Source organism: Streptomyces antarcticus (assembly GCF_026627255.1).
GTDB lineage: Bacteria > Actinomycetota > Actinomycetes > Streptomycetales > Streptomycetaceae > Streptomyces > Streptomyces antarcticus.
In genome coordinates, this window is sequence record NZ_JAPNLM010000003.1 from 278,275 (window position 1) to 301,968 (window position 23,694).

Genomic DNA, 23,694 nt, shown 5'->3' on the forward strand with positions numbered 1-23,694 from the left:
GCGCGCGGGCGTGTCGGTCACGTCCGCACCGTCTTTCGACCGGGACACGTCATCCGGATGCGCCGATCGGGGGAACGGCGCATCCGGACGGGCCGGACCACCGGAAACCCGTACGGGACAACAAGGAGCGGAGACAGTCATGACGGGCCTGAACTGCCTGGTCACCGGAGCCACCGGCTACATCGGCGGCCGACTGGTGCCCGAACTCCTCGATGCCGGGCACCGGGTCCGCTGCCTGGCCCGCACCCCGGCGAAACTGCGCGACCACCCCTGGGCCGACCGCGCCGAGGTGGTGGCCGGCGACGCCACGAACGCGGAATCGGTCGCGGCGGCCCTGGACGGCATCGACGTGGCCTACTACCTGGTCCACGCCCTCGGCGGCGGCTCCGGCTTCGAGGACCGCGACCGGGACGCCGCCCGGATCTTCGCCGAGCAGGCGGCCGCGGCCGGGGTCCGCCGCATCGTCTACCTCGGCGGTCTGACCCCCGCCGGCATCCCGGTCCGGGAACTCTCCCCGCACCTGCGCTCCCGCTCGGAGGTCGGCGAGATCCTCCTCGCCGGAGCCGTGCCGGCCACCGTCCTGCGCGCCGCCGTCATCATCGGCTCCGGCTCGGCCTCCTTCGAGATGCTGCGCTACCTCACCGAGCGGCTGCCGGTCATGGTCACCCCCAGCTGGGTCGGCACCCGCTGCCAGCCCATCGCCGTCCGGGACGTCCTGCGCTACCTCGTCGGCAGCGCCGCCATGCCGCCCGAGGTCGACCGGGCCTTCGACGTCGGCGGCCCGGACGTCCTCACGTACGAGGAGATGATGCGCCGCTACGCGGTCGAGGCGGAGCTGCCCAAACGGCTCATCCTGCGCGTCCCGATGCTCACCCCGCGGCTCTCCAGCCACTGGATCGGCCTGGTCACCCCGGTACCGCGGGCCCTGGCCCGGCCGCTTGCCGAATCCCTGCGCCACGAGGTGGTCTGCTCCGAACACGACATCGCGCGGTACGTGCCCGATCCGCCGGGCGCCCCCATCGGCTTCGACCAGGCGCTCGTGCTCGCCCTGCGCCAGGTGCGGGAGGCCAAGGTGGACACCCGCTGGTCCTCCGCCTCCGTCCCGGGCGCGCCGAGCGACCCGCTGCCGACCGACCCCGACTGGGCGGGCGGCAGCCTCTACAAGGACGAGCGGGAGCGGGACGTCGGGGCCTCGCCCGAGGCGCTGTGGCGGGTGGTGGAGGGCATCGGCGGGGAGAACGGCTGGTACTCCTTCCCGCTGGCCTGGTCCGTGCGGGGCTGGCTGGACCGGCTCGCGGGCGGGGTCGGCATCCGCCGGGGCCGGCGGGACGCGGTCCACCTGCGGGTGGGGGACTCCCTGGACTTCTGGCGGGTGGAGGAGATCGAGCCGGGCCGCCTGCTGCGGCTGCGCGCCGAGATGCGGCTCCCGGGCCTCGCCTGGCTGGAGATGTACGCGGACCCCTGCGAGTCCGCCTCCGACGGGAAGCCCGGACCGGACCCGGCCGCCACCACCGGCCCGGCCCGTGGCACCGGCGCGGCCCGTGCCACCGGTCCGGCCCGTGCCACCGGTCCGGCCCGCGCCGACGGGGGAGCCCCCGGCGCCGGGGTGGTCCGGACGCGGTATCGGCAGCGGGCGCTGTTCCACCCCCACGGGCTGCTCGGGCACCTGTACTGGTGGAGCGTCTCGCCCTTCCACGCCGTCGTCTTCGGCGGCATGGCCCGCAACATCGCCCGCGCCGCCGAACGCCTCGACGGCGCCGAAGGCGACGGCGCATCCAAGGGGGGTCCCGTCACCGAAGTACCGGGCGACGGCCGTCCCCCAAGGTCCTGACAATCCCGGCAGCCCTGGCAGTCCTGACGCGGAGCGAGAGCCCATGAACATCGCGGTGGTCCTGTACACCTCAGACCTGCGCCTGCACGACCATCCGCCGCTGCGCGCGGCCCTCTCCTCCTGCGACCGGATCGTCCCGTTCTTCGTCCGCGACCGCGCGGTCGAGTCCGCCCCCGGCTTCGCCTCGCCGAACCGGCGGGCCTTCCTCGCGGACTGCCTCGCCGACCTCGACTCCGGCCTGCGCGAGCGCGGCGGCCGCCTCGTCGTCCGCTCCGGGGACGTCGTCGCCGAGACCACCGCCCTGGTCCGGGAGGCCGACGCCGACGAGGTCCACATGTCCGCCGGGGTCAGCGCCTACGCCCAGGCCCGCGAGGAACGGCTGCGCGCCGCCCTCGAAGCCGAGGGCCGACGGCTGTACGTACACGACATGGTGGTCAACGCCGTCGCCCCCGGAGCCGTCACCCCCGCCGGATCCGACCACTTCGCCGTCTTCACCCCGTACTTCCGCCGCTGGGCCGACGTGCCGCTGCGGCCCGTCGGCAACGCCCCGCGCGGCCTGCACGTCCCCGACGGCATCGGCTCCGAACCGCTGCCCGGGCGCACCGCCGTCACCGGCGCCTCCCCGAGCCTCGCCCGCGGCGGCGAGACCGAGGCCCGCCGGCTGCTGACGACCTGGCTGCGCTCCGGCATCACCCGCTACGAGGACGTCCACGACGACCTGGCCGGCGACGCCACCTCCCGCCTCTCCCCGCACCTCCACTTCGGCAGCCTCTCGCCGACCGAGGCGGTCCACCGGGCCCGCGCCGCGGGCGGCCCCGGCGGCGAGGCCTTCGTACGGCAGCTGTGCTGGCGCGACTTCCACCACCAGGTCCTCGCCGCCCGCCCCGCGGCCGCCGCCGAGGACTACCGGCCCCGCCAGGACCGCTGGCGGACCGGTCCCGCCGCCGAGGAGGAGACCGAGGCCTGGAAGGAAGGCCGCACCGGCTACCCCGTGGTCGACGCGGCGATGCGCCAGCTGCGCCACGAGGGCTGGATGCACAACCGCGGCCGGCTGCTGGCCGCGAGCTTCCTGGCCAAGACCCTGTACGTCGACTGGCGGGTCGGCGCCCGCCACTTCCTGGACCTGCTCGTGGACGGGGACCTCGCCAACAACCAGCTCAACTGGCAGTGGGTGGCCGGGACGGGCACCGACACCCGGCCCAACCGCGTCCTCAACCCCGTCCGCCAGGGCCTGCGCTACGACCCCGAGGGCCGCTACGTGCACCGCTGGGTCCCGGAACTCGCCGGCCTCCCCGCGCCGCGCGTCCACGAGCCCTGGCGGCTGTCCGGCCCGGAACGCGCGCGGTACGACTACCCGGACCCGGTGGTCGAGCTCGCCGACGGCCTCGACCGCTTCCGGCACGGACGGGGCACCGAGTGAGCGCCCCCGCGCCGTACGTGCCCGGCCCGTGCGCCCCGCACCGGCCCGGCCCGCGCCGCGCCCGCGTCCGGACGGCGCGCGGAACCCGTACCCGGCCGTCCGGCACCGCGCCGGACGTATCGTGAGCGGGTGCAGCCCGTGCCGCCCACCACACCGCCGCCGGGCCTCCCCGCCGCCGCGCTGAGCACCGGAGCCGTCGCCCGGCGCCTGGGGGTGTCGCCCACCACGCTGCGCTCCTGGGAGCGCCGGTACGCGATCGGCCCGGCCCGCCGCGAGGACGGCCGGCACCGCCGCTGGACCGCGCAGGACATCGCCCGCCTCGAGCTGATGTGCCGGCTCACCGCGCAGGGCGTGCCCCCGGCCGAGGCGGCGCGGGCCGCCCAGGGCACCGCTCCCGCGGCACCCGCCGTACGGGAGGAGGCGGGCCGGGCCCCCGGCGGGCCCAACTCCCTCCCCCTCGGCGAGGTCCGCCCGGAGTGCCGGGGGCTCGCGCGGGCCGCCGTACGCCTGGACGCGCCGGCCGTGGAGGAACTGCTGGACGCCGCCCTCGCGGAGCACGGCCTCGTCACCGCCTGGGAGGAGGTGATCGCGCCGACCCTGCACGCGGTGGGCCGCAAGTGGGCCTCGGCCGGGGAGCGCTACGTGGAGGTCGAGCACCTGCTGTCCTGGTACGTCTCCTCGGCGCTGCGCCGGATCCGGACCGCGCCGGGCCATCCGCACACCCCGCCGGTGCTCCTCGCGTGCGTGCCGGGCGAACTGCACAGCCTGCCGATGGAGGCGCTGGCCGCGGCGCTGGGCGAGCGCGGCCTGCCGGTGCGGATGTTCGGGCCCGCGCTGCCCGCCGACGCGCTGCACGAGGCCGTACGGCGCACCGGCCCGCGGGCCGTCGTGCTGTGGTCCCAGTCCCGTACGACCGCGGACCGGCCCCTGGTGCGGTCCGTGGCCGGCATCGAGTGGGGCCTGCGCGGCGCCCGCGGGCACTCGGCCGTGCTGCTCGCCGGACCGGGCTGGGCCTCGGGGCCCCAGGACCCGCGCACCGAGCGGCTGTTCGGGCTGCGCTCGGGGGTCGACGTCATCGCGGCACTGGCAGCGGGGACGACGCCTCCAGCGACCGGCGCAGTACGTGCAGCGCCCGCCGCATATGGCTCTTGACGGTGCCCAGCGGAAGCCCGGTGCGGGCGGCGATCTGCGTCTGGGTGAGGTCGCCGTAGAAGGCGAGGCGCAGCACCCGCTGCTGTGCCGAGGGCAGCCGGGACAGTTCCCCCAGGACGAGCACCCGGTCGACCACGCGCTCCGGCTCGGGCTCCGGCCAGGCGTGCCCGCCGGGGCGCGGGACGAGGGCGGGGAAGGCGCGGGAGGCGGCCGCGGCCGCGCGGGCGCGCCGGGTCCGCGCCCCCAGGGCGTCGGCGATCTTGTGCCGGGTGATGCCGGTGAGCCAGGCGCCGAGCCCGCCGGGTCCGGGCCGGTAGCCGTGCCGGCCGCGCCAGGCGGCCAGGAACACCTGCTGGGTGACGTCCTCGGCCTCCCGCTCGTCGCCCAGTGAACGGCGTGCCATGGAGTGCACCAGCGGCCGCCAGCGCCGGTAGACCGTCTCCATGCAGCCCTCGTCGCCCGCCGCGAATCCGGCGGTGACGCGCTCCTCGCGCTCCTCGTCGTCCATGGCTCGAGCCTCGCGAGCACGGCCCGCCCGGCAAACTCGCAGCGTTTTCGCATCGAATTGACGCGGCCGCGGTGTGGCGGCCGAACCGGGCCCGGCGGCGCGGTGGCGGCCCGGCGGTGGCGGCCCGGAGGTGACCCGGTGGCGGGTCCCGGCAGTGACCCGGCGCCGGGTCCCGGCCGCCCGGAGCCCGGTCCGCGCCGCTGCCCCCGAAGACGCCGCTACGCGGTGTGCGGCCGCGGCAGCTTCCGGGCAGGTCCGGCGGGGACTCCTCCGAGCCGCTCCGGCACCGGCTGGGAGTGGCGGTGCCGTACGTGCTGGTGGCCGCGTGGGAGCGGCGCCCGAGGTGGCCGGCGAGGTGGCCGGCGGAGTCGACCTGATCTGCGGCTGGTCCGTACCGCCCACCTGGGCGAACAGGCTGGCCCATGCCCATCAGGGCGGGCAGCGGGAACGAGAGGCAGATCCCCCCCCGACGACCCGGCGCGCTGCGGGGGCGCGCATCCGGTCCGGACGGCCCCGCACCACGTTCCACCACAGGCCGACGAGCGTGGAACAGGTCGCGGAGAAGAGGGCGTGGAACGCGCTCACCTCCATGACGCCCGACAGTGACACGCCCGCCGGGACCATCCCGCGCCGACATGCCGGGTGGGCCGCGGGGCACCGCGCCGGCCGCAGGGCGTAGGGTCCGGAGGATGAGCGACCTGCTGCTGGTGAGACACGGCGAGACGGCGTGGAGCGCCACCGGGCGGCACACCGGGCGCACCGACGTGCCGCTGACCGCGCGCGGCGTCGAGGAGGCCATCTCACTGGCCCCCTACTTCCGCGACAGGCAGCCGGCGCTGGTGCTGACCAGCCCGCTGCGCCGGGCGGTGGCCACCGCACAGCTCGCGGGCCTCACCGGCGGGGTCACCGACCCCGACCTGTACGAGTGGGACTACGGCGGCTACGAGGGCGTCACCACCGCCGAGATCCGGCGGACGGTCGCCGACTGGTCGCTGTGGACCGACGGGGTGCCGCCCGGTGACGCCGAGCACCCGGGGGAGAGCGCCGCCCAGGTGGGAGCCCGGGCGGACCGCGCCCTGGCCCGGCTGGCCCCGGTGCTGCGCGCGGACGGCGGGAACGCCGTCGTGGTGGCCCACGGCCACTTCCTGCGCGTCCTCACCGCCCGCTACCTGGGGCTCGGGCCCGAGGAGGGCCGGCTGTTCCTGCTCCGCACCGGCACGGTCAGCGTGCTCTCCACGGAGCACGGCCTCCCGGTGATCGCGGGCTGGAACACGCACCCCTGACCCCTTTCCCGGCGCCGGTTGCCCGGTGCCGGGACACCCCGCCCCGACCCGGCCGGCCCTGTTCCCGGCCGCTCGCCTCGCGCGGACGCGGGCCCGGGGCGACGATGCGTACATGGCCCACGACGACGGTGCGGGCGGTGGCGGCGGACCGGAGACCGGGATCCCGGAAGCGGGGCTGAAGGCCAACGCGATCGGGTTCCTCGACGCGCTCGTCATCGGCCTCAACTCCACTTCGCCCGCGTACTCCCTGGCAGCGGTGATCGGCCCGATCGTGGCCCTGGTCGGGATCTACGCCCCCGGGGTGATGCTGGCGTCCTTCGTCCCGATGCTGCTGATCGCCGCCGCCTTCTACTACCTCAACAAGGTCGACCAGGACTGCGGGACCACGTTCTCGTGGGTCACCCGGGCCATGGGGCCCTGGGCGGGGTGGCTCGGCGGCTGGGCCATCGCGATGACCGGAGTCCTCGTCATCGGCTCGCTCGCCGACGTGGCCGTCCACTTCGGCCTGCTCGCCGCGGGGCTCGACGGCTGGGCCGCCAACGCGCTCGTCCGCCAGGGCCTCACCGTCCTGGTGATCCTGGTGATGACCGCCATCTGCGTCATCGGCACCGAGATGTCCGCCAAGCTGCAGAACGTGCTGATCCTCGCCCAGGTCTTCTTCCTCCTGGTCTTCGCCGTCGTGGCCCTCTACCGGGTCTACGCCGACACCAGCACCCTCGACTCGATCAAGCCGTCCGCGTCCTGGCTCAACCCGTTCGGGGCAGGCGGCGCCGCGCTCACCGGCGGACTGCTGCTCGGCGTGTTCATCTACTGGGGCTGGGAATCCGCGGTCAACCTCACCGAAGAGGTCGAGAACTCCGCCACCGCCCCCGGCAAGGCCGGAATCTGGTCGACCGTGGTGCTGCTGGTGACCTACCTGTCGGTGGGCTTCGCCGTCGTCGCGTACGCCGGCACCGTCTTCCTCGCCGAGAACGCCTCCGAGGAGGAGGCCGTCTTCGCGGTCCTCGCCCACGAGGTCATGGGCGGCTGGGACTGGGTGGTGCTCCTCGCCGTCTGCACCTCCGCGCTCGCCTCGACCCAGACCACGATCATCCCGGCCTCCCGCACGGCCCTGTCGATGGCCCGCAGGCACGCGCTGCCGCAGGGGCTCGCGCACATCCACCCGCGGTTCCGGACCCCCGACGTCAGCACGTGGTGGGTGGCCGGAATCGCGATCGGCTGGTACCTCGTCGTCAACCAGATCAGCGAGAACGCGCTGCTGGACTCGCTGACCGCGCTCTCCCTGCTCATCGCGTTCTACTACGCGCTCACCGGGCTGGCCTGCGCCATCTACTACCGCCGCCACCTGCTGGAGAACGTGCACAACTTCGTGCTCATCGGGCTCGGTCCGGTGGCCGGGGCCGGACTGCTGGCGTGGCTGCTCGTGGAGTCGATCGGCGACATGGCGAACCCGGAGAACTCGGCCGGCGGCATCTCCTGGTTCGGGCTCGGGCCGCCCCTGGTCATCGGCATCGCGATCGCCGTCGTCGGCGTGCTCGTCATGTGCTTCTGGCGGGTACGGGACGGCAGGTTCTGGCAGGAGCGGCGCAGTGTGGCCGATCCGGAACTCGTCCACGCGAAGAAGTCCTGAGGAGGCCCGATGTCCGTCGTCCTGGGATACGACGAGTCGCCCGGCGCGGAACGGGCCCTGCGGGTCGCGCTGGAGGTCGCGGCGGCCTTCGGCGAGCCGCTCGTCCTGGTCTACGGCGCCGCCGCCCCCGGCTCCACCGGCGAGGAGTACCGCGCCCACCGGGAGGCCGTCCGGCAGGCGGGCCGCAGCGCCCTGGCGCACGCCGTCGACGCGGCCGACGCGGCCGGCGTGCCGTCGGCGGTCGAAGTGGTCGACGAGAAGCCGGCCCAGGCCCTGCTCGACGCCGCCGCGCGGCACGACGCCCGGGTGATCATCGTCGGCAGCTGGGGCGACAGCCCGATCCGGGGCGCGCTGCTCGGCTCCACCCCGCACAAGCTGCTGCACCTCTCGCCGGTCCCGGTGCTGTGCGTGCCGATCGACAACGGGCCCTGACGCCGTACGGTCCCGGCGCCGCACCGCCCCCGCGGTGACGACGCCGTCCGCGGTGCGGCCTGTACGGGGACGGACCGCACCGCGGCGGCGTGCCGGGCCCGGCCGCCCGTCAGGGGCCGGAGAGCGCGTTCTCGGGCACGGGCTTGACCGGGGCGGCCGGACGGGGCGCCTTCCCGGAGCGGAGCAGGGTCAGGGCCGGACTGGTGACGGCCGTCGTCACCAGAGCCATCAGCACGAGCATGGTGAACAGCTCCGGGCCGATGACGCCGAGTTCGAGGCCGACGTTGAGGACGACCAGCTCGGTCAGCCCCCGGCAGTTCATCAGCGCCCCGATCGACATCGACTCCCGCCACGGTCTGCCGCAGGCGCGGGCCGCCGCCGTCGCACCGCCCCATTTGCCGAGGACGGCGACCACGAGGATCGCCCCCGCCCACAGCCACAGCTCGGGCGTGGCCGTCAGGCCCCCGATGTCCGTGCGCAGCCCCGTGTGGACGAAGAACAGCGGCAGCAGCACGGGCACGGTGAAGGCCCGCAGCCGCGCCGCGGACGCCTCGATGCGGTGGCCCGTGCGCGGGGTGACGACCCCGAACAGGAACGCGCCGAACAGGGCGTGCACGCCGATCCGGTCCGTGGCCAGCGCCGACAGGCTCAGCCCGCTGAACAGCGCGACGAGCACGATCCCGTCCTGGTACCGCTCGGCACGGGCCGCCCAGCGGGCCAGCAGCGGCCTCACCAGGTAGAACATGACGAGGGTGAAGGCCACGGCGAGCGCCGCGGTGGTCGCCGCCTCCATCGGGGAGCCGGCCGAGGACAGGGCCACCACCAGGGCGAGCAGGCACCACGCGACGACGTCGTCCACGGCCGCGCAGGCCATGGCGAGCGCGCCGAGCGGGGTCCCGTACAGCCCCCGGTCGATGAGGATCCGGGCCAGTACGGGGAACGCGGTGATGCTCATGGCCACCGCGATGAACAGGGTGAACGGCACCTGGCCCACCCCGTCCGGCGCGAAGTCGCCGTACATCGCGACCGCGAGGAGCGCACCGAGGACCAGCGGCAGCAGCATCCCGGCCTGGCTGACGGCCACCGCGACGCGGGTGTGCCCGCGCAGGCTCTTCAGGTCGAGTTCCAGCCCGACCAGGAACATGAAGGCGAGCAGTCCGAGCTGGCCGAGCACGGACGTGTACGGCAGCACGGCCGGCGGGAAGAGCCAGTGCTGCGCGTCCGGCCAGAGCCAGCCCAGCAGCGAGGGGCCCAGCAGGATGCCGGTGGCGATCTCGCCGACCACCGGCGGCTGGCCGAACCGGCGGAAGAGGGCGGCCCCCGCCTGGCAGGCGAGGATCACCACGGGGACGGCGACGAGGAGCGCGGGCATCGGGTCAGCGGATGACACGGGTACCTCCTTCTGCGGTGGCGGCGGGCCGGACGAGCGGGACGGCGGGCAGGGCGGCGGCCGGCGGCGGAGCCGAGGCCGCCTCGGACCAGAGCGCGTAACGGCGCAGCCCGTAGAGCAGCGGCTGCGGATCGTCCCGTACGGTCACCCGGCCGACCTCGGCGAACACGGCGGTGTGGTCCCCGAAGGCGACGGTACGCACCACGGCGCAGTCCGCGACGGCGTGGGCGTCCTCCGTCAGGTGCGGCCCGCCCGCGCCCAGCGGTAGCCGCCACTCGGTGCGGTCGAAGCGGTCGGGTGCCCCGGAGGCGAACAGGTCGGAGGTGCCGCGGGCCCGCTCGTGGAGCAGGTTGAGGGCGAAGTGGCCCTGGGCCAGGAGCACGGAGAGCGTCGGGCTCGCGGCCCGTATGCACACCACGAGGGTGGGCGGTTCCAGCGCGACGCTCGCGACGGAGCTGCACGTCAGCCCGTGGGGCGTGGCGCCGGAGTCCAGGGTGGTGACGATGGACACCCCGGTGGGGAAGGCGGCCATGAAGGGCCGCAGGTCGGGCCGCCGGATCCCGGCGGCCGCGGAATCGTCCGGGGCGTCCGGCGCCGCGGACGGCGGCTGCTGTGGTGCGGCGGGATGGGGCGCGGAGTGGTGGGGCATGTCTGACTCCTGAGGTGGCTGAAACACTGCGGCCCGGCAGCCGGCGGAGAGCCGTGCTGCCGGGCCGTGGGAGCGGGGGCCGACCAGCGCGCCCGAGGGGCGGGCGCGGTGGTCGGGAGGCCTTACGCGCCGTGCAGTTGGCGCAGGTAGTCGTATGCGCTGGGCAGGGTCTCCAGCAGGTTCTGCTGCTGGCGCTTGACGGTGTCGAAGAGCGGCTCGGCGCCGGCGACCGACTCCGGCCGGTGGGCGAGGGAGGGCAGCGGGGCGTCCGGTTCGAGGCCGAGGCCCGCGAAGATGCAGTAGTAGCTGCCGTTCGTCCAGAAGTTGCGGAACTCCGCCTCGAAGTTGCCGTAGTACGTGGACTCGTCGGTGATCGGCGAGTTGATGGGCAGGCCGGCCTTGTAGGCGGAGATCTTCTGCTGGATGTTGTCCGGGAGCGTCAGCGTCTTCTGCGCCTGCCAGAACGGGGTGTCGTTGCGCGGCGCGTAGAAGAAGTGCGCCTGGATGAAGTCGCGGGTGTCGTCGAACATCACCTCGATCTCGTTGTTGAAGCTGTCGATCAGACCCTTGTTGAAGGTCTTGTCCGGGAAGTGCTTGGCCAGCTGGTAGATCGCCGCGGTGATGAAGTAGATGCCGGTCGACTCCAGCGGCTCCAGGAAGCAGGACGACAGGCCGATGCTGACGACGTTCTTCACCCACGCGCGACGGTTGCGGCCGACGCGGAAGCGGATGTGGTTGAACTTCGTCTCCTCCACGTCCAGGCCCCACATGTCCGCGAACTCGCGGGTGGCGGTGTCCTGGTCGGTGAACTTGCTGGAGTACACGTAGCCGGTGCCGAAGCGCCCCAGCATGGGGATCTTCCAGGCCCAGCCGGAGGACATCGCGATGGACGAGGTGTACGGCTCCACGCCGTTCGCCGCGTCGTCGTGCGCGACGGCGGTGGCCACCGCGCTGTCGCACAGCAGGTGGTCGCTCATGTCGACGAACGGCTCGCCCAGTGCCTGGTTGATCAGCAGGCCGCGGAAGCCCGAGCAGTCCACGAACAGGTCGGCCTCCAGAGCCAGTCCGCCCTTGGTGTGCAGCCGGGTCACGTAGCCGCGGTCGTCCTGCTCGACGCGCGTCATCTCGTCCTGCACGTGCTTGACGCCCTGCTTCTCCGTGGCGAAGCGGCGCAGGAAGTCGGCCACGAGCTGGGCGTCGAAGTGCCACGCGTACCGGGTGGCCGGGCGGCCGTCCAGCCAGCGCGGCGCCTTCATCGCGTCCATCACGGGGGGCTCGCGGAAGCAGGCGTAGTCGAACGGCTCGGTGGTGCGGCCCTCGTACTTGCGCTTGAACCAGTAGTGCGACAGCGGGGTGTGGTCGTAGTCGGGGAGCAGGCCGAACGGGTGGTAGAAGTGGTCCGGGCCGCCGTCCGGGAGCTCGCGCGCCGTCGCCTCGCCCTGCCCGCCCGTACGCCAGTTGACGAAGCGCACGGCCATCTTGAAACTGGCGTTGCACTCCCGCATCCATTCGTCCTCGGCGATGCCCAGGTAGTCGAAGAACGACCGCTGGAGGTTGGGCACCGTGGCCTCGCCGACGCCGATGCGCGGAATGGAGGGCGCCTCCAGGACGGTGATGTCGACCGTGCCCTGGAGCGCCTTCCCGAGATACGCGGCGGTCATCCAGCCGGCCGTGCCGCCGCCCAGGATGACGACCTTCTGAAGCCGGGTGTCGGTGCTGGTCATGAAACAGCCCTCATTTCGGAGTCGGCGGTTCGGGTGGTCGTGCTCATCAGGGTGGAGAACCGGCCTATCACCGCTCTACACAGTGCCGTTCCGGCCGTTGTAGAGAGCTTGTAGAGCCCCCGAACACACTCGTCGCAGGCAGAGCGGCAGGCGCAGACCACGGGGAGGGCTCCATGAGCACCGCAGCGATCGAGACAGCGGAGCCGAGGGTACGGGTCCGGTTCCTCGGCGACTTCGAACTGACCGTCAACGGCGCCCCTGTGGAGCGCTGGAGGGCCGGCAAGGCCCGTGGCCTGTTCCAGTACCTCGTGGTCCACCGCGGCCAGATGCTCACCCGCGACCGGCTCTACGAGTCCCTGTGGCCCGGCACCGACAGCACCGTCGGCAGCTCCCTGAAGGTCGCGGCCCACGCCCTGCGCCGGGTGCTCGACGCCCACCCCGACCACCCCGGCGACTCCGGGATCCGGCTGGTCTACCGGGACTTCGGCTACGTCCTGCACGTCAACGGCCTGTGGTCCGACCTCGACCGCTTCCAGGAGCTGGTGCACACCGGCCTGCGGGCCTCCGTGGCCCGGGACGCCCCGCTCGCCCGGACCCTGCTGCGGGCGGCGCTCGACCTGTACGGCGGCGAGTTCCTGCGCGGCGAGAGCGCCGACTGGGTCGTCGAACAGCGCGAGTACCTCAGGGCGCTCGCGCTGCGGGCCCTCGGGGTGCTGCGCACCGACGCCGAGGCCCGCGAGGACTCCGTCGAACTGATAGAGCTCTGCATGCGCACGCTGGAGATCGACCGCCACCACGAGGAGACCTACCGCGCGCTGATGTCCGCGCACGGCCGCCGCGGCGAACTCGCCTGCGTGCGGCGCTGGTACGAGCTGTGCGCCCGCCGGATGCGCGACGAACTGGCCGTGGCGCCCGGCCACGAGACCCAACTGCTCCTGCGCACCCTGATCCCGGCCGCCGGCCGGCCCGCCGCCCCCGAGGCCGCCCCCTCCGGCGCCCCCGCCACCGTCCGCGCGCTGCGCTCCCCGGCGCGCCGGCCCGCCGCCGCCACGGCGTGGGGCGCGGATCCCCGTACGACCCCCCTCGCCCGCCCGGTGCGGCGGGCCCGGCCCGACAACAGGGCCCCGGCCGCCCTGGCCCGCGCCGCCGACTGAGCCGCCGTCCGGGCGCCCGCGTGATTCCGCGACGCAGCGATCCCCGAGATCCCCGCGCTTTCCGTGACCGAGTGAGGACTCCACCGTGACCGTGCTGACCGTGCCCCCCGTGCCGCAGGACTCCGGCCCGCGCAGAACCGACCCGGGCGGGACCCCCCTGCCCCCCCGCTACGAAGACCAGTGGATCGGCGGCGCCTGGACCGCGTCCGACGCCGAAGGCCGCCTCGTCGTGACCGACCCCAGTACCGAACGGGCCCTGGCCACCGTCCCCGCGGGCAGCGTCCGCGACGCCGACCTCGCGGCGCGCGCCGCCGCCGGCGCCTTCGAGCGCTGGGCCGCCACCCCGCCCCGCGAACGGGCCGCCCTGCTGCGCCGGGTCGTCGAGGCCATGGAGGTGCGGGCCGACCGCTTCGCCGACGTGATCACCGCGGAAGTCGGGGCGCCCGCCCGGATGGCTCGCCAGACCCACGTCGGGCTCTCGCTGGGCATGGCCGCGCACTGCGTGGAGACCGCGGCCTCGTACGCCTTCGAGCAGCGCGTGGGCCACTCCCTGGTGGTGCGCGAGGCGGCCGGAGTGGCCGCCTGCATCACCCCGTGGAACACCCCGCTGCTCCTGACGGTGCAGAAGATCCTCCCCGCGCTGGCGGCCGGCTGCACCGTGGTGCACAAGCCCAGCGAGATCACCCCGCTGCACGCCCGGCTCCTCGCCGAGGCGATCGCCGAGGCCGATCTGCCGCCCGGCGTCTTCAACATGGTCGTCGGCACGGGACCCACCGTCGGCACGGCGCTGGTGACGCACCCGCTGGTCGACGTGGTCTCCCTGACGGGCTCCACCCGGGCCGGCCGCGAGGTCTCCGCGCTGGGCGCCGACCGGATCAAGCGCGTCCACCTCGAACTCGGCGGAAAGAACGCCAGCCTCGTCCTCGACGACGCGGACCTGGCGGCGTCGGTCGCCGCGACCGTCGACCAGATGCTCTTCAACACCGGCCAGACCTGCCTGCAGTGGAGCCGGCTGCTGGTGCCCCGCGACCGCCAGGACGAGGCCGTACGGCTCGCCGGACAGGCCATGGACGGCTATGTGACCGGCGATCCGCGCGATCCCGCGACCGACCTCGGCCCGCTGGTGTCCGCCGACGCGCACGCCCGCGTCACCGAGTACATCCGCCGCGGCACCGAGGAGGGCGGCGCCCGCCTGGTCCGCGGCGGCGCCGGCCGGCCCGCCGGGCTCACCACCGGGTACTACGTCCAGCCGACGATCTTCGCGGACGTGGACCCGCTCACCACGATCGGCCAGGAGGAGATCTTCGGCCCCGTGCTGTCGGTCATCCCGTACGACGACGAGGACGAGGCGGTCCGGATCGTCAACGGCACCCGCTACGGGCTGCACGGAGCGGTCTGGTCCGGCGACGGCGCCCGCGCCGAGCGGGTCGCACGCCGCTTCCGCTCCGGCCTGGTCGACGTGAACGGCGGCCAGTTCAACCCGGCCGCCCCGTTCGGCGGCTTCAAGCAGTCCGGGATCGGCCGCGAGTGCGGCACGGCCGGCCTGGAGGCCTTCCTGGAGACCAAGTCGATGCAACTGCCCCAGGGCGGCGGCCAGGTGGTGGGTCCGCGGCTGCGGTCCACCGCGGCCGCCCGCCCCGCGGACACGGAGAGGAACGACGGATGACCGAGCGGACCGCCGAGCACCCCGGGGGCGCCACCGCCCCCGGCGTACCGGCAGACGACACACCGACCTCCGGGGGCCCGGGCCGGGACGACCTGGCACCGGCCGGGTGGGCGGAGGCCGGCCCGGCCGCGGGCACCGCGACCGCGGGCACCCCGGCCGCCACCGCTGCGAACGCCGCCGCCGACGCGGGCGGGCGACCCGTCGCCGACGCGCTCCCGCCGCTGTTCGCGCGGCTGGAGCGGTGGACCCGCGAGCAGCCCGACGAGTACGCCGTCAAGGCCTCGGACGGCACCCTCACCTACGCGGCGCTCACCACCCGCACCGCCCGCTACGCCACCGCGCTGGCCGCCGCCGGCGTCGGCCCGGAAACCTCGGTCGGACTGCTCCTCGGCCGCTCCCGGGAGAGCGTGCCCGCCCTCCTCGCCGTCTGGAGCCTCGGCGCCACCGCCGTCCCGCTGGACCCCGGCCACCCGGTCGAGCGCCTCGGCCACGTCCTGCGCGACGCCGACGCCGCCGTGCTGGTCGCCCCCGCGGCGCCCGACGGGCTGGAGCCCGGCGCGGCCCGCCTGCTGACGCCCGCCGACGTCCGCCGCACCGCGCCCGGCCCGCTCGCCGTGGCCGTACCCGCCGCCGACGGCTGCGCGTACCTCATCTACACCTCCGGAACCACCGGCCGCCCCAAGGGCGTCGAGGTCACCTACCGGGGCCTGGACACCTTCGTCGAGGCCCTCGTCGGACTCGGGCTGCCGCCCGGCGGGCTCGGGCTCAACGCCGTCTCGCCCGCCTTCGACGGCTGGCTCTGGTGCACCCTGCTCTACCTCACCCACGGCCAGGGCGTGGCCCTCGTCGACCTCTCCCTCGACGGACTGCGCGCCGCCGCCGCGGAGGGCCGCGAGGCCCTGCCCGCCGGTCTGCGCACCGTCTCCCTCACGCCCTCGCTGCTGGCCGCGCACGGCGCCGGACTCGACACGGCGGAGGTGGTCTTCGTCGCCGGCGAGGCCTGCCCGGCCGCGCTGGCCGAGCGGTACGCCCGCGGCCGCCGCCTGCTGAACGTGTACGGGCCGACGGAGGTGACCATCGCCGCGACCTGGGCCGACAGCAAACGGGGTGACGACGTGAGCACCATCGGACGCCCGCTGCCCGGCTACCGGGCGTACGTCCTGGACGAGGACCTGCTCCCGGTGCCCGCCGGCACCGAGGGCGAGCTCTACCTCGGAGGACCCGCCGTCGCGCGCGGCTACCGCAAGCGCCCCGGACTCACCGCGAGCCGGTTCCTCCCCGACCCCTTCCAGGGCGGCGGCACCCGGATGTACCGCACCGGAGACGTGGTGGTCCGCCGCGTCGGCGGCGAACTGGAGTACCGGGGACGCCGCGACGACCAGGTCAAGATCCGCGGCCACCGCATCGAACTGGGCGAGGTGGAACGCGTCGCCGCCGAACTCCCCGAGGTCGTCGCAGCGGCCTGCTGCCCGCTGGCCTCGGGGGAGGCCCTCGGCCTCGCCGTGGTCGCCGCACCCGGCGCCGACCCGGCCGGGCTGTCCGCCCGCGTCGTGGAGCGCTGCCGCAAGCAGCTGCCCGCGGCCGCCGTGCCGGGCACCGTACGGGTCCTCGACCGGATCCCGACCCTGACCACCGGCAAGGCCGACCGCGAGGCGCTCGCCCTGGCCCTGGCCGCCCCCGAGTCCGGAGCGGACCCGCGCGAGGAGTTCCCGGCCGCCGCCGCCACCCCGACCGAGCGCCTGGTCACGGGCGTCTGGGCCGAGGTGCTCGCCATCGAGGTGCCGGACCGGCGGGCCGACTTCTTCGAGCTGGGCGGCCACTCCCTGGCGGCGGCCCGGGCGGTCTCCGAACTGCGCCGGATCACCGGCCTGCGCGTCGGCCTGGACACGCTGCTGGACCGGCCGACGGCCTCGGACTTCGCCGCCGAAATCGACCGGCTCCTCGCCGCGCGGGAAGCACCGGCCGCCGTCGACACCGCCGAGGGGGCCTGAGCCGTGGGCACCTGGATCTCCACCTGGAGCACCGACCCGGCGGACGCCGCCCTTCCCGCGCTGCTCTGCCTGCCCCCGGCCGGGGCCGGCTGCCAGCAGTTCCGCTCCTGGCAGCCCGCGCTGGCCGGCATCGCCCAGGTGTACGGCGTACAGCTGCCGGGCCGGGAGAACCGCTGGCGAGAGCCCATGCCGGACACCTTCGGGGAGGCCGTCGCGGCCACCGCCGAGGAGCTGGCGGCCACCGTCGCCGCCGACCGGCCGCTGATCGTCTTCGGCCACAGCTTCGGCGGGCTCCTCGGCTACGAACTCTCCCGCCTCGTGCGGCCGCGGGCCCTGGTGGTCAGCGGCTGCCGGGCCCCCGGGTTCTGGGACGGGGCGGGCCGCGGCATCGTCGACGACGCCGAAGAGCTGGACAAGCTCTTCGACACGGCGGGCGTCGACCCCGCGCTCCTCGACGAGGCCACCCGCGACCTGATGGTCGCGATGCTCCGCAAGGACGCCCGGCTGTCGCTGAGTTACGTCCACCGCCCCGGCGACCGCCTCGACGTGCCCGTGCACGCCTGGGGCGCCGACGGCGACGAGACCGTCAGCTCCGAGGAGCTCGACGGCTGGGCCGCCGTCACCACCGCCGGATTCGCCCGGCACCGCACCACCGGCGGCCACCACGCCGTACTGCGCCGCCCCGAACCCGTACTGGAACACCTGGCCGGGCTGCTGCGGGGCGAGGGCGCCCCGCTCACCCCCGCCCCCTGACGCACGGCGCCCCCGCACCATCCCCCGCGCCCGCTCCGCCCGCACGATCCGCCCGTACCCGTATCCGTACCCGTACCTTCCGCCAGCCCGCTTCCGCCCGCCCCAGCCCGGAGGACACCGTGCCCACCACCCACCAGGTCCTCGTGAACCACGAGGGGCAGTACGCGCTGTACCCCGCCGCGCGCGAGACGCCCGACGGCTGGACCCCGGCCGGTTTCGACGGCACCGAGGACGCGTGCGCCGCCTTCGTGGACGCGCACTGGCCCGACACCCGCCCGCTCAGCCTGCGAGGAGCCTGAGATGAAGATCGACCTGCTCGACCCGGGCCCCTTCGCCCGCAACGACTTCTGGCCAACCTTCACCTGGCTGCGGGCCAACGCACCGGTCCACTGGCATCCCGAACCCGGTGGTGACGACGGCTTCTGGGTGCTCAGCAAGCACCGCGACATGGTGAAGGTCTACGCGGACAGCGACACCTTCAGCTCGGCGAGCGGCATGCGGCTGGGCAGCGACCCGGCCGCCGTCGCCGCCGTCGCCCAGCGCATGCTGATCGTCTCCGACGTCCCGCACCACACCCGGCTCAAGCGCGCGCTCTACCAGGCCTTCGGCCCCCAGCAGATGCCCCGCCTGGAAGCCCTCGTGGAGAAGGTCGTCGGCGAGCTGGTGTCCGAAGCCGCCGAACGCGACGAGCTGGACTTCATCGACCTCGCCAAGCAGCTCCCCAACCGGGTCGTCTGCGCCATGATGGGCATTCCGCGCGCCGACTGGGCGTGGATCGGAGCCCTCACCACCGGCGCCTTCGACTCACCGGACGAAGCGGTCCGCACCAGCGCGCACTCGGAGATCTTCCTCTACTTCATCGAGCTGCTGGCCGAGCGGCGGGTCCGCCCCGGCGACGACCTGGTCAGCCAGATCGCCCACGACACCCTGGTCGACGAGGGCGACGGCACCGAACGGCCGCTCAGCGACGAGGAGATCGTCTTCAACCTCAACGGCGTCCTCTCCGGCGCCAACGAGACCACCCGCTACTCGGCGGCCGGCGCGGTGCACATGTTCGCCGAGCACCCCGACCAGTGGCGGCTGCTGCGGGGCCTGGGCCCCGCCGGCATCGCCCCGGCCGTCGAGGAGATCCTGCGCTGGACCACCCCCGGAGTGCACGCCCTGCGCACCGCCGTACGCGACACCGAGATCAACGGGACCCGCGTCGCCGCGGGCGACCGGGTGACCCTCTGGAACGTCTCCGCCAACCGTGACGAGGACGTCTTCGCCGACCCGCACGCCTTCCGCGTCGACCGCCGCCCCAACCGGCACGTCGCCTTCGGCCACGGCCGCCACCTGTGCCTCGGCGCGCGCCTGGCCCGCTTCGAACTCGGGGCGCTGCTCACCGAGATGCTCACCGCCCTGGACGGCTTCGAGCTGACCGGACCCGTCACCTTCAACTCGTCCAACTTCACCTGGGGGATCAACAGTCTCCCCGTGCGGCTGCTGCGCAGCCGAGCCTTCGCCAAGTAAGAAAGGGCCCGCACTGTGACCACCGCACTCGTCGACTTCAACCGTTCCGACACGGCGTTCCCCGCCACCGGATACCCCGAGCTGCTCGCCGGGCAGGCCGCCCGTACCCCCCGGGCCACGGCTCTCGCGCAAGGCGACCGCTCCTGGACGTACGCCGAACTGGAGGCCGTCACCAACCGGCTGGCGCACGCCCTGATCGCCCGCGGCGCCGCCGCCGGCGAACGGGTCGGTCTCTGCTACCCGCGCGGCGCCGAGTACGTCATCGGCTCCCTCGCCGTCCTCAAGACGGGCGCCGCGGTCGTCGCCCTCGACCCGGTCAACCCCGACGACCGGCTCGCCGCGATGATCGCGGACGCCGCCCCGCTGCTGGTCCTCACCCCGGCCGAGCTCGGCCGCCGGATACCGCAGGAGGTGCCCCAGGCCGAGGTGTCCACCGCCGGCCAGGGCCTGCCCGACACCGCCCCGGGGGTCGTGACCGGGCCGGACACCGTCAGCCACCTCATCTACACCTCCGGCTCCACCGGCACCCCCAAGGCCGTCCTGGAGCGCCACGGCGCGCTCACCAACCTCGTGCACTGGACCCGGCGGGCGTACGGGGTCCAGGAGGGCGACCGTGCCTCCTGGATGTCCACGCCCGGCTTCGCCGTCCAGATCATGGAGTGGCTGGCCTACCTGCCGGCCGGCGCCGCGATCCACATCCCGGAGGCCGGCCAGGCGCAGACCCCGGAGCAGATCCGCGACTGGCTGGTGGGCGAGGGAATCACCCACACCATGCTGGTGGCTGCCCTCGCCGAGCCCGCCTGGGGCCTGGAGTGGCCCGCGGGAACGGCGCTGCGGATCCTGGTGACCACGGCCGAGCGGGTGCACAGCTGGCCGCCGGTCGACACCCCCTTCCGGGTCGTCATGACGTACGGCACGACCGAGACCACCAACGTGCTGTCCTGTCTCGACCTCGGGGCCGGCACCGACTTCACCAGCCAGGCCACCCCCGACGAGGTACGGGCCACCCGGCAGGTCCCGGTCGGCGTGCCCATCGCCAACCTCCGCGTCCACCTCCTGGACGAGGACGGCGTCCCGGTGCCCGAGGGCGAGGTCGGCCGCCTGCACGTCTCCGGCGCCGGCGTCGCGGCCGGCTACCACGGGCGCCCCGAGCTGACCGCCGCCAAGTTCCACCCCAACTTCCTCGGCGACGACCCGCACCCCGTGCTCTACGACACCGGCGACCTCGCACGGCGCCGCGAGGACGGGGCCGTGGAACTGCTCGGCCGCTCCGACTCCCAGGTGAAGATCCGCGGCTTCCGCGTCGAACTCGGCGAGGTGGAGACGCACATCGCCCGCCTCGACGGCATCGCCGAGGCCGTCGTCGTCACCCAGGAGCGCGGCCCCGGCGACAAGCGCCTCATCGCCTACGTGTCGGCGGACGGCGCGACCGCGCCCGACCCGGCCGCGGTGCGCGCCGACGTCGCCCGCACCCTGCCCTACTACATGGTCCCGGCCTCCGTCGTCGTCCTGCCGGCCCTCCCGCGCCTGCCCAACGGCAAGGTCGACCGGCGCAGCCTGCCCGAGCCCCCGGAGGGCCGCGACGGTGTCGGCGCCGGGTACGAGGCCCCCCGCAACGAGGTCGAGGACGGCCTCACCCGCCTGTGGGCCGAGGCCTTCCGCACCGACGGCGTCGGCATCCACGACAACTTCTTCGAACTGGGCGGACATTCGCTGCTCGCCTTCCAGCTCATCGACGAGATCCGCCGCCGCTACAGCGTCGAGCTGAGCCTCTCCGACCTGTCCACCTACCCGACCGTCGCCGAGCTCGCCACCCTCGTCACCACCGAACGCTCCGGCGCACGCGGCTCGTTCGGCGGACTCCCGGCAATCGTCCCCGACCCGGCCGGCCGCTTCGAGCCGTTCCCGCTCACCGAGAGCCAGCAGGCGCTGTGGATCGGCCGCGGCGGGCTCGTCGAGCTCGGCAACGTCGGCTGCCACGGCTACTTCGAGTGGGAGAGCGAGCAGCTCGACGTCCCCCGCTTCGAGGGCGCCTGGCGCCGGCTCGTCGAACGCCACGACGCGCTGCGCACCCGGGTCCTGCCCGACGGCACCCAGCAGGTGTTCGAGGAGATCCCGGCCTACGAGATCCCCGTCACCGACTTCGGCGGCCTCGACGAGGAGTCCCGCAACGACGAACTGACTGCCCTGCGCGAGCGGTTGTCCCACCAGGTGCTGGACGCCGACAGCTGGCCGCTGTTCGACGTACGGATCAGCCTGCTCGGCGGCGGCCGGGCCCGGATCCACCTCTCGCTGGACTTCCTGGTCGCCGACGCCTGGAGCTACTTCCAGGTCCTCATCCCGGACCTGGTCACCTACTACGTGGAGCCCGGCGCCGAACTGGCCCCGCTGGAGCTGACCTTCCGCGACTACGTCCTCGCGGTCGGGAACTCGCTGCGGGACAGCGAGCTCTACCGCCGCTCCGAGTGGTACTGGCGCGACCGCCTCGCGACCCTGCCGCCCGCCCCGGCCCTGCCCGAGCGCCCGGCCGACGCCCCCGAGCTGCCCGTCCGCTTCGAACGGCGCAGCCACGTCGTCGCCCCCGCCCTGTGGACCCGGATCCAGGAGCGGGCGCACGCCCGCGAGGTGACCCCCTCCGGGGTGCTGGCCGCCGCGTACGCCGAGATCCTGGGCACCGCGTCCGGTCAGGCCCGCTTCACCATCAACTTCCCCCTCTTCAACCGGCTTCCGCTGCACCCGCAGGTCAACGCACTGCTCGCGGACACCACCACCACGCTGCTGCTCGCCGTCGAGCAGCAGGACAGCACCTTCGCCGGGCGGGCCCAGGCCGTCCAGCGCAGGCTCTGGGCCGACCTGGAGCACCGCTACTTCAGCGGCGTGCAGGTCCTGCGCGAGCTGACCAAGCTGCGCGGCTCCCTCGCCCCCGCCATGCCCGTGGTGATGACCAGCCTGGCCGGCCACCCGCCGCAGTACGAGGAGACCGAACTGGGCGCGCCCGTCTACGGGATCTCCCAGACCCCGCAGGTCTCCCTGGACTTCCAGGTCTTCGAGAAGCCCGACGGCCTCACCTTCAACTGGGACTTCCTGCCGGCCGTCTACCCCGACGGGCTCATCGACTCCCTGTTCGAGGAGTTCACCACGCTGCTGGAGGCGCTCGCCGAGGACGAGGCGTGGGAGCGCCACTCGCCGCCGCCCGGCGACGAGACCGCCGCCCCCGGCAAGGCCGAGGAGCGCGACACGGGCGACGCCTGGGAGCGCTACTGGGCGGGCATCCAGCGCACCGGCCGGGGCGGCGACGTCATCTGGGACGCCGACAGCGGCGAGGAGTTCCACTGGCTGCTCGGCCAGGCGCAGAACCACTTCCGGGCCGGACTGCCGGTCATCGACCTCGGCTGCGGCAACGGCCGCTACAGCCGCGAACTCGCCCCGCACTACCCCTCTGTCGTCGGCGTCGACGTCTCCGCCAGTGCCATCGACCACGCGAAGCGCGAGGCGAAGGGCGTCGACAACGTCGACTACCTGGCGATCGACATGACCGACGCCGAGCAGGCCGCCGTCCTGGGGGAGGGGCCGTACAACATCTTCGTCCGCGGCGTCTTCCACGTCCTGGACGGCGAGGCCCGGGCCCGCCTCGCCGACATCGCGGGCCGCCTGCTGGGCAGCGAGGGGACGCTGATCGTCCACGAGCCCGACTACTCCAGCAACTCCTTCGGCTACCTCGGGTTCGTCGGCGGCAAGCGCGGCCGCGCCGAGGATCTCGTCGGCCCGCTGGAGGCGGCCGGCGTACGGCACTCGCACCGCTTCACCCGGCCCGAGCTCGCCGAGGCGTTCGGCGCCGACGCGTGGGAGATCGTCGAGGACGAGGCGATAGAACTGCACGCCATCGACCCGCAGTCGGACTCGGACGCGCTGCGCCTGCCCGGCTACTACGCGGTGCTGCGCCGCCGGCGCTGATGGCCGGTCTGGCACTGGCGGGGCCGACCGCAGCGGTGCTGGCCGCGGCCGGGGACGTACGGGAGCTGCTGACCCGTACCGAACTGGACCGGGCCGGCGCCCTGCGGTCGGCGGGCGACCGGGACGACTTCCTGGCCGCCCACGCCCTGGTCCGGCTGTGCGCCGGGCGGCTCCTGGGCCGTCCGGCGCACAGCCTCACCGTCGTCCAGAGCTGCGGGAGGTGCACGCGGCCGCACGGCAGGCCGAGCCTGGCCGAGGCCCCCGGCACCGGCGTCAGCCTCGCGCACACCCGGGGCTGGGTCGCGGCCGCGGCGGCGCCCGGCCCGGTCGGCGTGGACCTGGAGGCCGTCGACGGCCGCCCGCTGGACTGGCGGGCGGCCGCGCAGGCCTGTACGGAGAAGGAACTGGCCGCCCTGCGGGCGGCCGTGGACCCGCGGCGCGCCTTCCTGCGCCAGTGGGTGCGAAAGGAGTCCCTGGTCAAGGTCGGGGCGGGCACGCTGGACGAGGCGGCCCGCCTCGACCTTCCCGTGTACGGGCGGGAGCCGCCCCGCTGGCGGGGCTGGGAGCTGGTGGACTGGGGCGGTGACGGAGTCGTCGGATGCGTGGCGGCCCGCGAAGAGACGCGGCTGCGGCTGCTCGGCTGAA

18 protein-coding genes are annotated in these 23,694 nt (G+C 74.5%); 14 read left to right on the forward strand and 4 right to left on the reverse strand.

All coding sequences use genetic code 11. The annotated features are described in order from the left end of the window. The first annotated feature begins 139 nt into the window (after positions 1–139). The 3 genes from OTB16_RS07120 to OTB16_RS07130 all read left to right on the forward strand — a co-directional run bounded on the left by OTB16_RS07120 (position 140) and on the right by OTB16_RS07130 (position 4,403). Positions 140–1,831: an SDR family oxidoreductase gene (locus tag OTB16_RS07120; RefSeq protein ID WP_267719055.1), complete on the forward strand. Its 1,692-nt coding sequence runs from the start codon at positions 140–142 to the stop codon at positions 1,829–1,831. 43 nt (positions 1,832–1,874) lie between these two features. Then, positions 1,875–3,251 (forward strand): cryptochrome/photolyase family protein, encoded by a 1,377-nt coding sequence (locus OTB16_RS07125; protein WP_267719057.1) that lies wholly within the window; start codon positions 1,875–1,877, stop codon positions 3,249–3,251. 129 nt (positions 3,252–3,380) lie between these two features. Further along, positions 3,381–4,403 carry a MerR family transcriptional regulator gene (locus OTB16_RS07130; RefSeq protein ID WP_267719058.1) on the forward strand — a complete coding sequence of 341 codons (1,023 nt, stop codon included), beginning with the start codon at positions 3,381–3,383 and terminating at the stop codon, positions 4,401–4,403. Here the strand turns inward: OTB16_RS07130 and OTB16_RS07135 are convergent. Further along, positions 4,324–4,911 carry an RNA polymerase sigma factor gene (locus OTB16_RS07135; protein ID WP_267719059.1) on the reverse strand — a complete coding sequence of 196 codons (588 nt, stop codon included), beginning with the start codon at positions 4,909–4,911 and terminating at the stop codon, positions 4,324–4,326. The genes OTB16_RS07130 and OTB16_RS07135 overlap by 80 nt on opposite strands. Before the next feature lie 689 nt (positions 4,912–5,600). On the opposite strand from OTB16_RS07135, the gene OTB16_RS07140 reads away from it, so the two are divergent. From OTB16_RS07140 to OTB16_RS07150, 3 genes are all read left to right on the forward strand, one after another. Next, a complete protein-coding gene (locus tag OTB16_RS07140) occupies positions 5,601–6,194 on the forward strand; it encodes a histidine phosphatase family protein (protein WP_267719060.1) in 594 nt (197 codons plus the stop codon). 112 nt (positions 6,195–6,306) lie between these two features. Next, positions 6,307–7,824, forward strand: coding sequence for an APC family permease (locus OTB16_RS07145; protein WP_267719061.1), 1,518 nt, complete (start codon positions 6,307–6,309; stop codon positions 7,822–7,824). A 9-nt stretch (positions 7,825–7,833) separates the two neighbouring features. Continuing rightward, a complete protein-coding gene (locus tag OTB16_RS07150) occupies positions 7,834–8,256 on the forward strand; it encodes a universal stress protein (protein ID WP_267719062.1) in 423 nt (140 codons plus the stop codon). 109 nt (positions 8,257–8,365) lie between these two features. Here the strand turns inward: OTB16_RS07150 and OTB16_RS07155 are convergent, their stop codons facing one another. The 3 genes from OTB16_RS07155 to OTB16_RS07165 all read right to left on the reverse strand — a co-directional run bounded on the left by OTB16_RS07155 (position 8,366) and on the right by OTB16_RS07165 (position 12,019). After that, complete coding sequence (locus OTB16_RS07155) at positions 8,366–9,646, reverse strand: cation:proton antiporter (RefSeq protein WP_267719063.1); 1,281 nt, start codon at positions 9,644–9,646, stop codon at positions 8,366–8,368. Beyond that, the gene (locus OTB16_RS07160; RefSeq protein WP_267719064.1) at positions 9,633–10,295 is read right to left on the reverse strand and encodes a flavin reductase family protein; all 663 of its coding nucleotides are present in this window, start codon (positions 10,293–10,295) and stop codon (positions 9,633–9,635) included. Before OTB16_RS07160 ends, OTB16_RS07155 begins: the two co-directional genes overlap by 14 nt. Before the next feature lie 122 nt (positions 10,296–10,417). Beyond that, positions 10,418–12,019, reverse strand: coding sequence for a tryptophan halogenase family protein (locus tag OTB16_RS07165; protein WP_267719065.1), 1,602 nt, complete (start codon positions 12,017–12,019; stop codon positions 10,418–10,420). A gap of 173 nt (positions 12,020–12,192) precedes the next feature. Here OTB16_RS07165 and OTB16_RS07170 point away from each other — a divergent pair, with 173 nt between their 5' ends. The 8 genes from OTB16_RS07170 (at position 12,193) to OTB16_RS07205 (ending at position 23,693) form a co-directional block, all read left to right on the forward strand. After that, a complete protein-coding gene (locus OTB16_RS07170) occupies positions 12,193–13,173 on the forward strand; it encodes an AfsR/SARP family transcriptional regulator (protein ID WP_267719066.1) in 981 nt (326 codons plus the stop codon). A 157-nt stretch (positions 13,174–13,330) separates the two neighbouring features. Beyond that, the gene (locus OTB16_RS07175) at positions 13,331–14,839 is read left to right on the forward strand and encodes an aldehyde dehydrogenase family protein (protein ID WP_267719239.1); all 1,509 of its coding nucleotides are present in this window, start codon (positions 13,331–13,333) and stop codon (positions 14,837–14,839) included. Further along, the gene (locus OTB16_RS07180; RefSeq protein ID WP_267719068.1) at positions 14,836–16,830 is read left to right on the forward strand and encodes a non-ribosomal peptide synthetase; all 1,995 of its coding nucleotides are present in this window, start codon (positions 14,836–14,838) and stop codon (positions 16,828–16,830) included. Before OTB16_RS07175 ends, OTB16_RS07180 begins: the two co-directional genes overlap by 4 nt. A gap of 3 nt (positions 16,831–16,833) precedes the next feature. Continuing rightward, on the forward strand, positions 16,834–17,583 hold the full coding sequence (locus tag OTB16_RS07185; RefSeq protein WP_267719069.1) for a thioesterase II family protein: 750 nt from the start codon (positions 16,834–16,836) through the stop codon (positions 17,581–17,583). A 62-nt stretch (positions 17,584–17,645) separates the two neighbouring features. After that, on the forward strand, positions 17,646–17,882 hold the full coding sequence (locus tag OTB16_RS07190; protein ID WP_267719240.1) for an MbtH family protein: 237 nt from the start codon (positions 17,646–17,648) through the stop codon (positions 17,880–17,882). 1 nt (position 17,883) lies between these two features. After that, on the forward strand, positions 17,884–19,095 hold the full coding sequence (locus OTB16_RS07195) for a cytochrome P450 (protein WP_267719070.1): 1,212 nt from the start codon (positions 17,884–17,886) through the stop codon (positions 19,093–19,095). A 15-nt stretch (positions 19,096–19,110) separates the two neighbouring features. Beyond that, positions 19,111–23,049, forward strand: a complete 3,939-nt coding sequence (locus OTB16_RS07200) for an amino acid adenylation domain-containing protein (protein WP_267719071.1) — start codon at positions 19,111–19,113, stop codon at positions 23,047–23,049. Then, entirely contained in the window at positions 23,049–23,693 is a 645-nt protein-coding gene (locus OTB16_RS07205; RefSeq protein ID WP_267719072.1) for a 4'-phosphopantetheinyl transferase family protein, read from the forward strand. Before OTB16_RS07200 ends, OTB16_RS07205 begins: the two co-directional genes overlap by 1 nt. Position 23,694 lies beyond the last annotated feature (1 nt).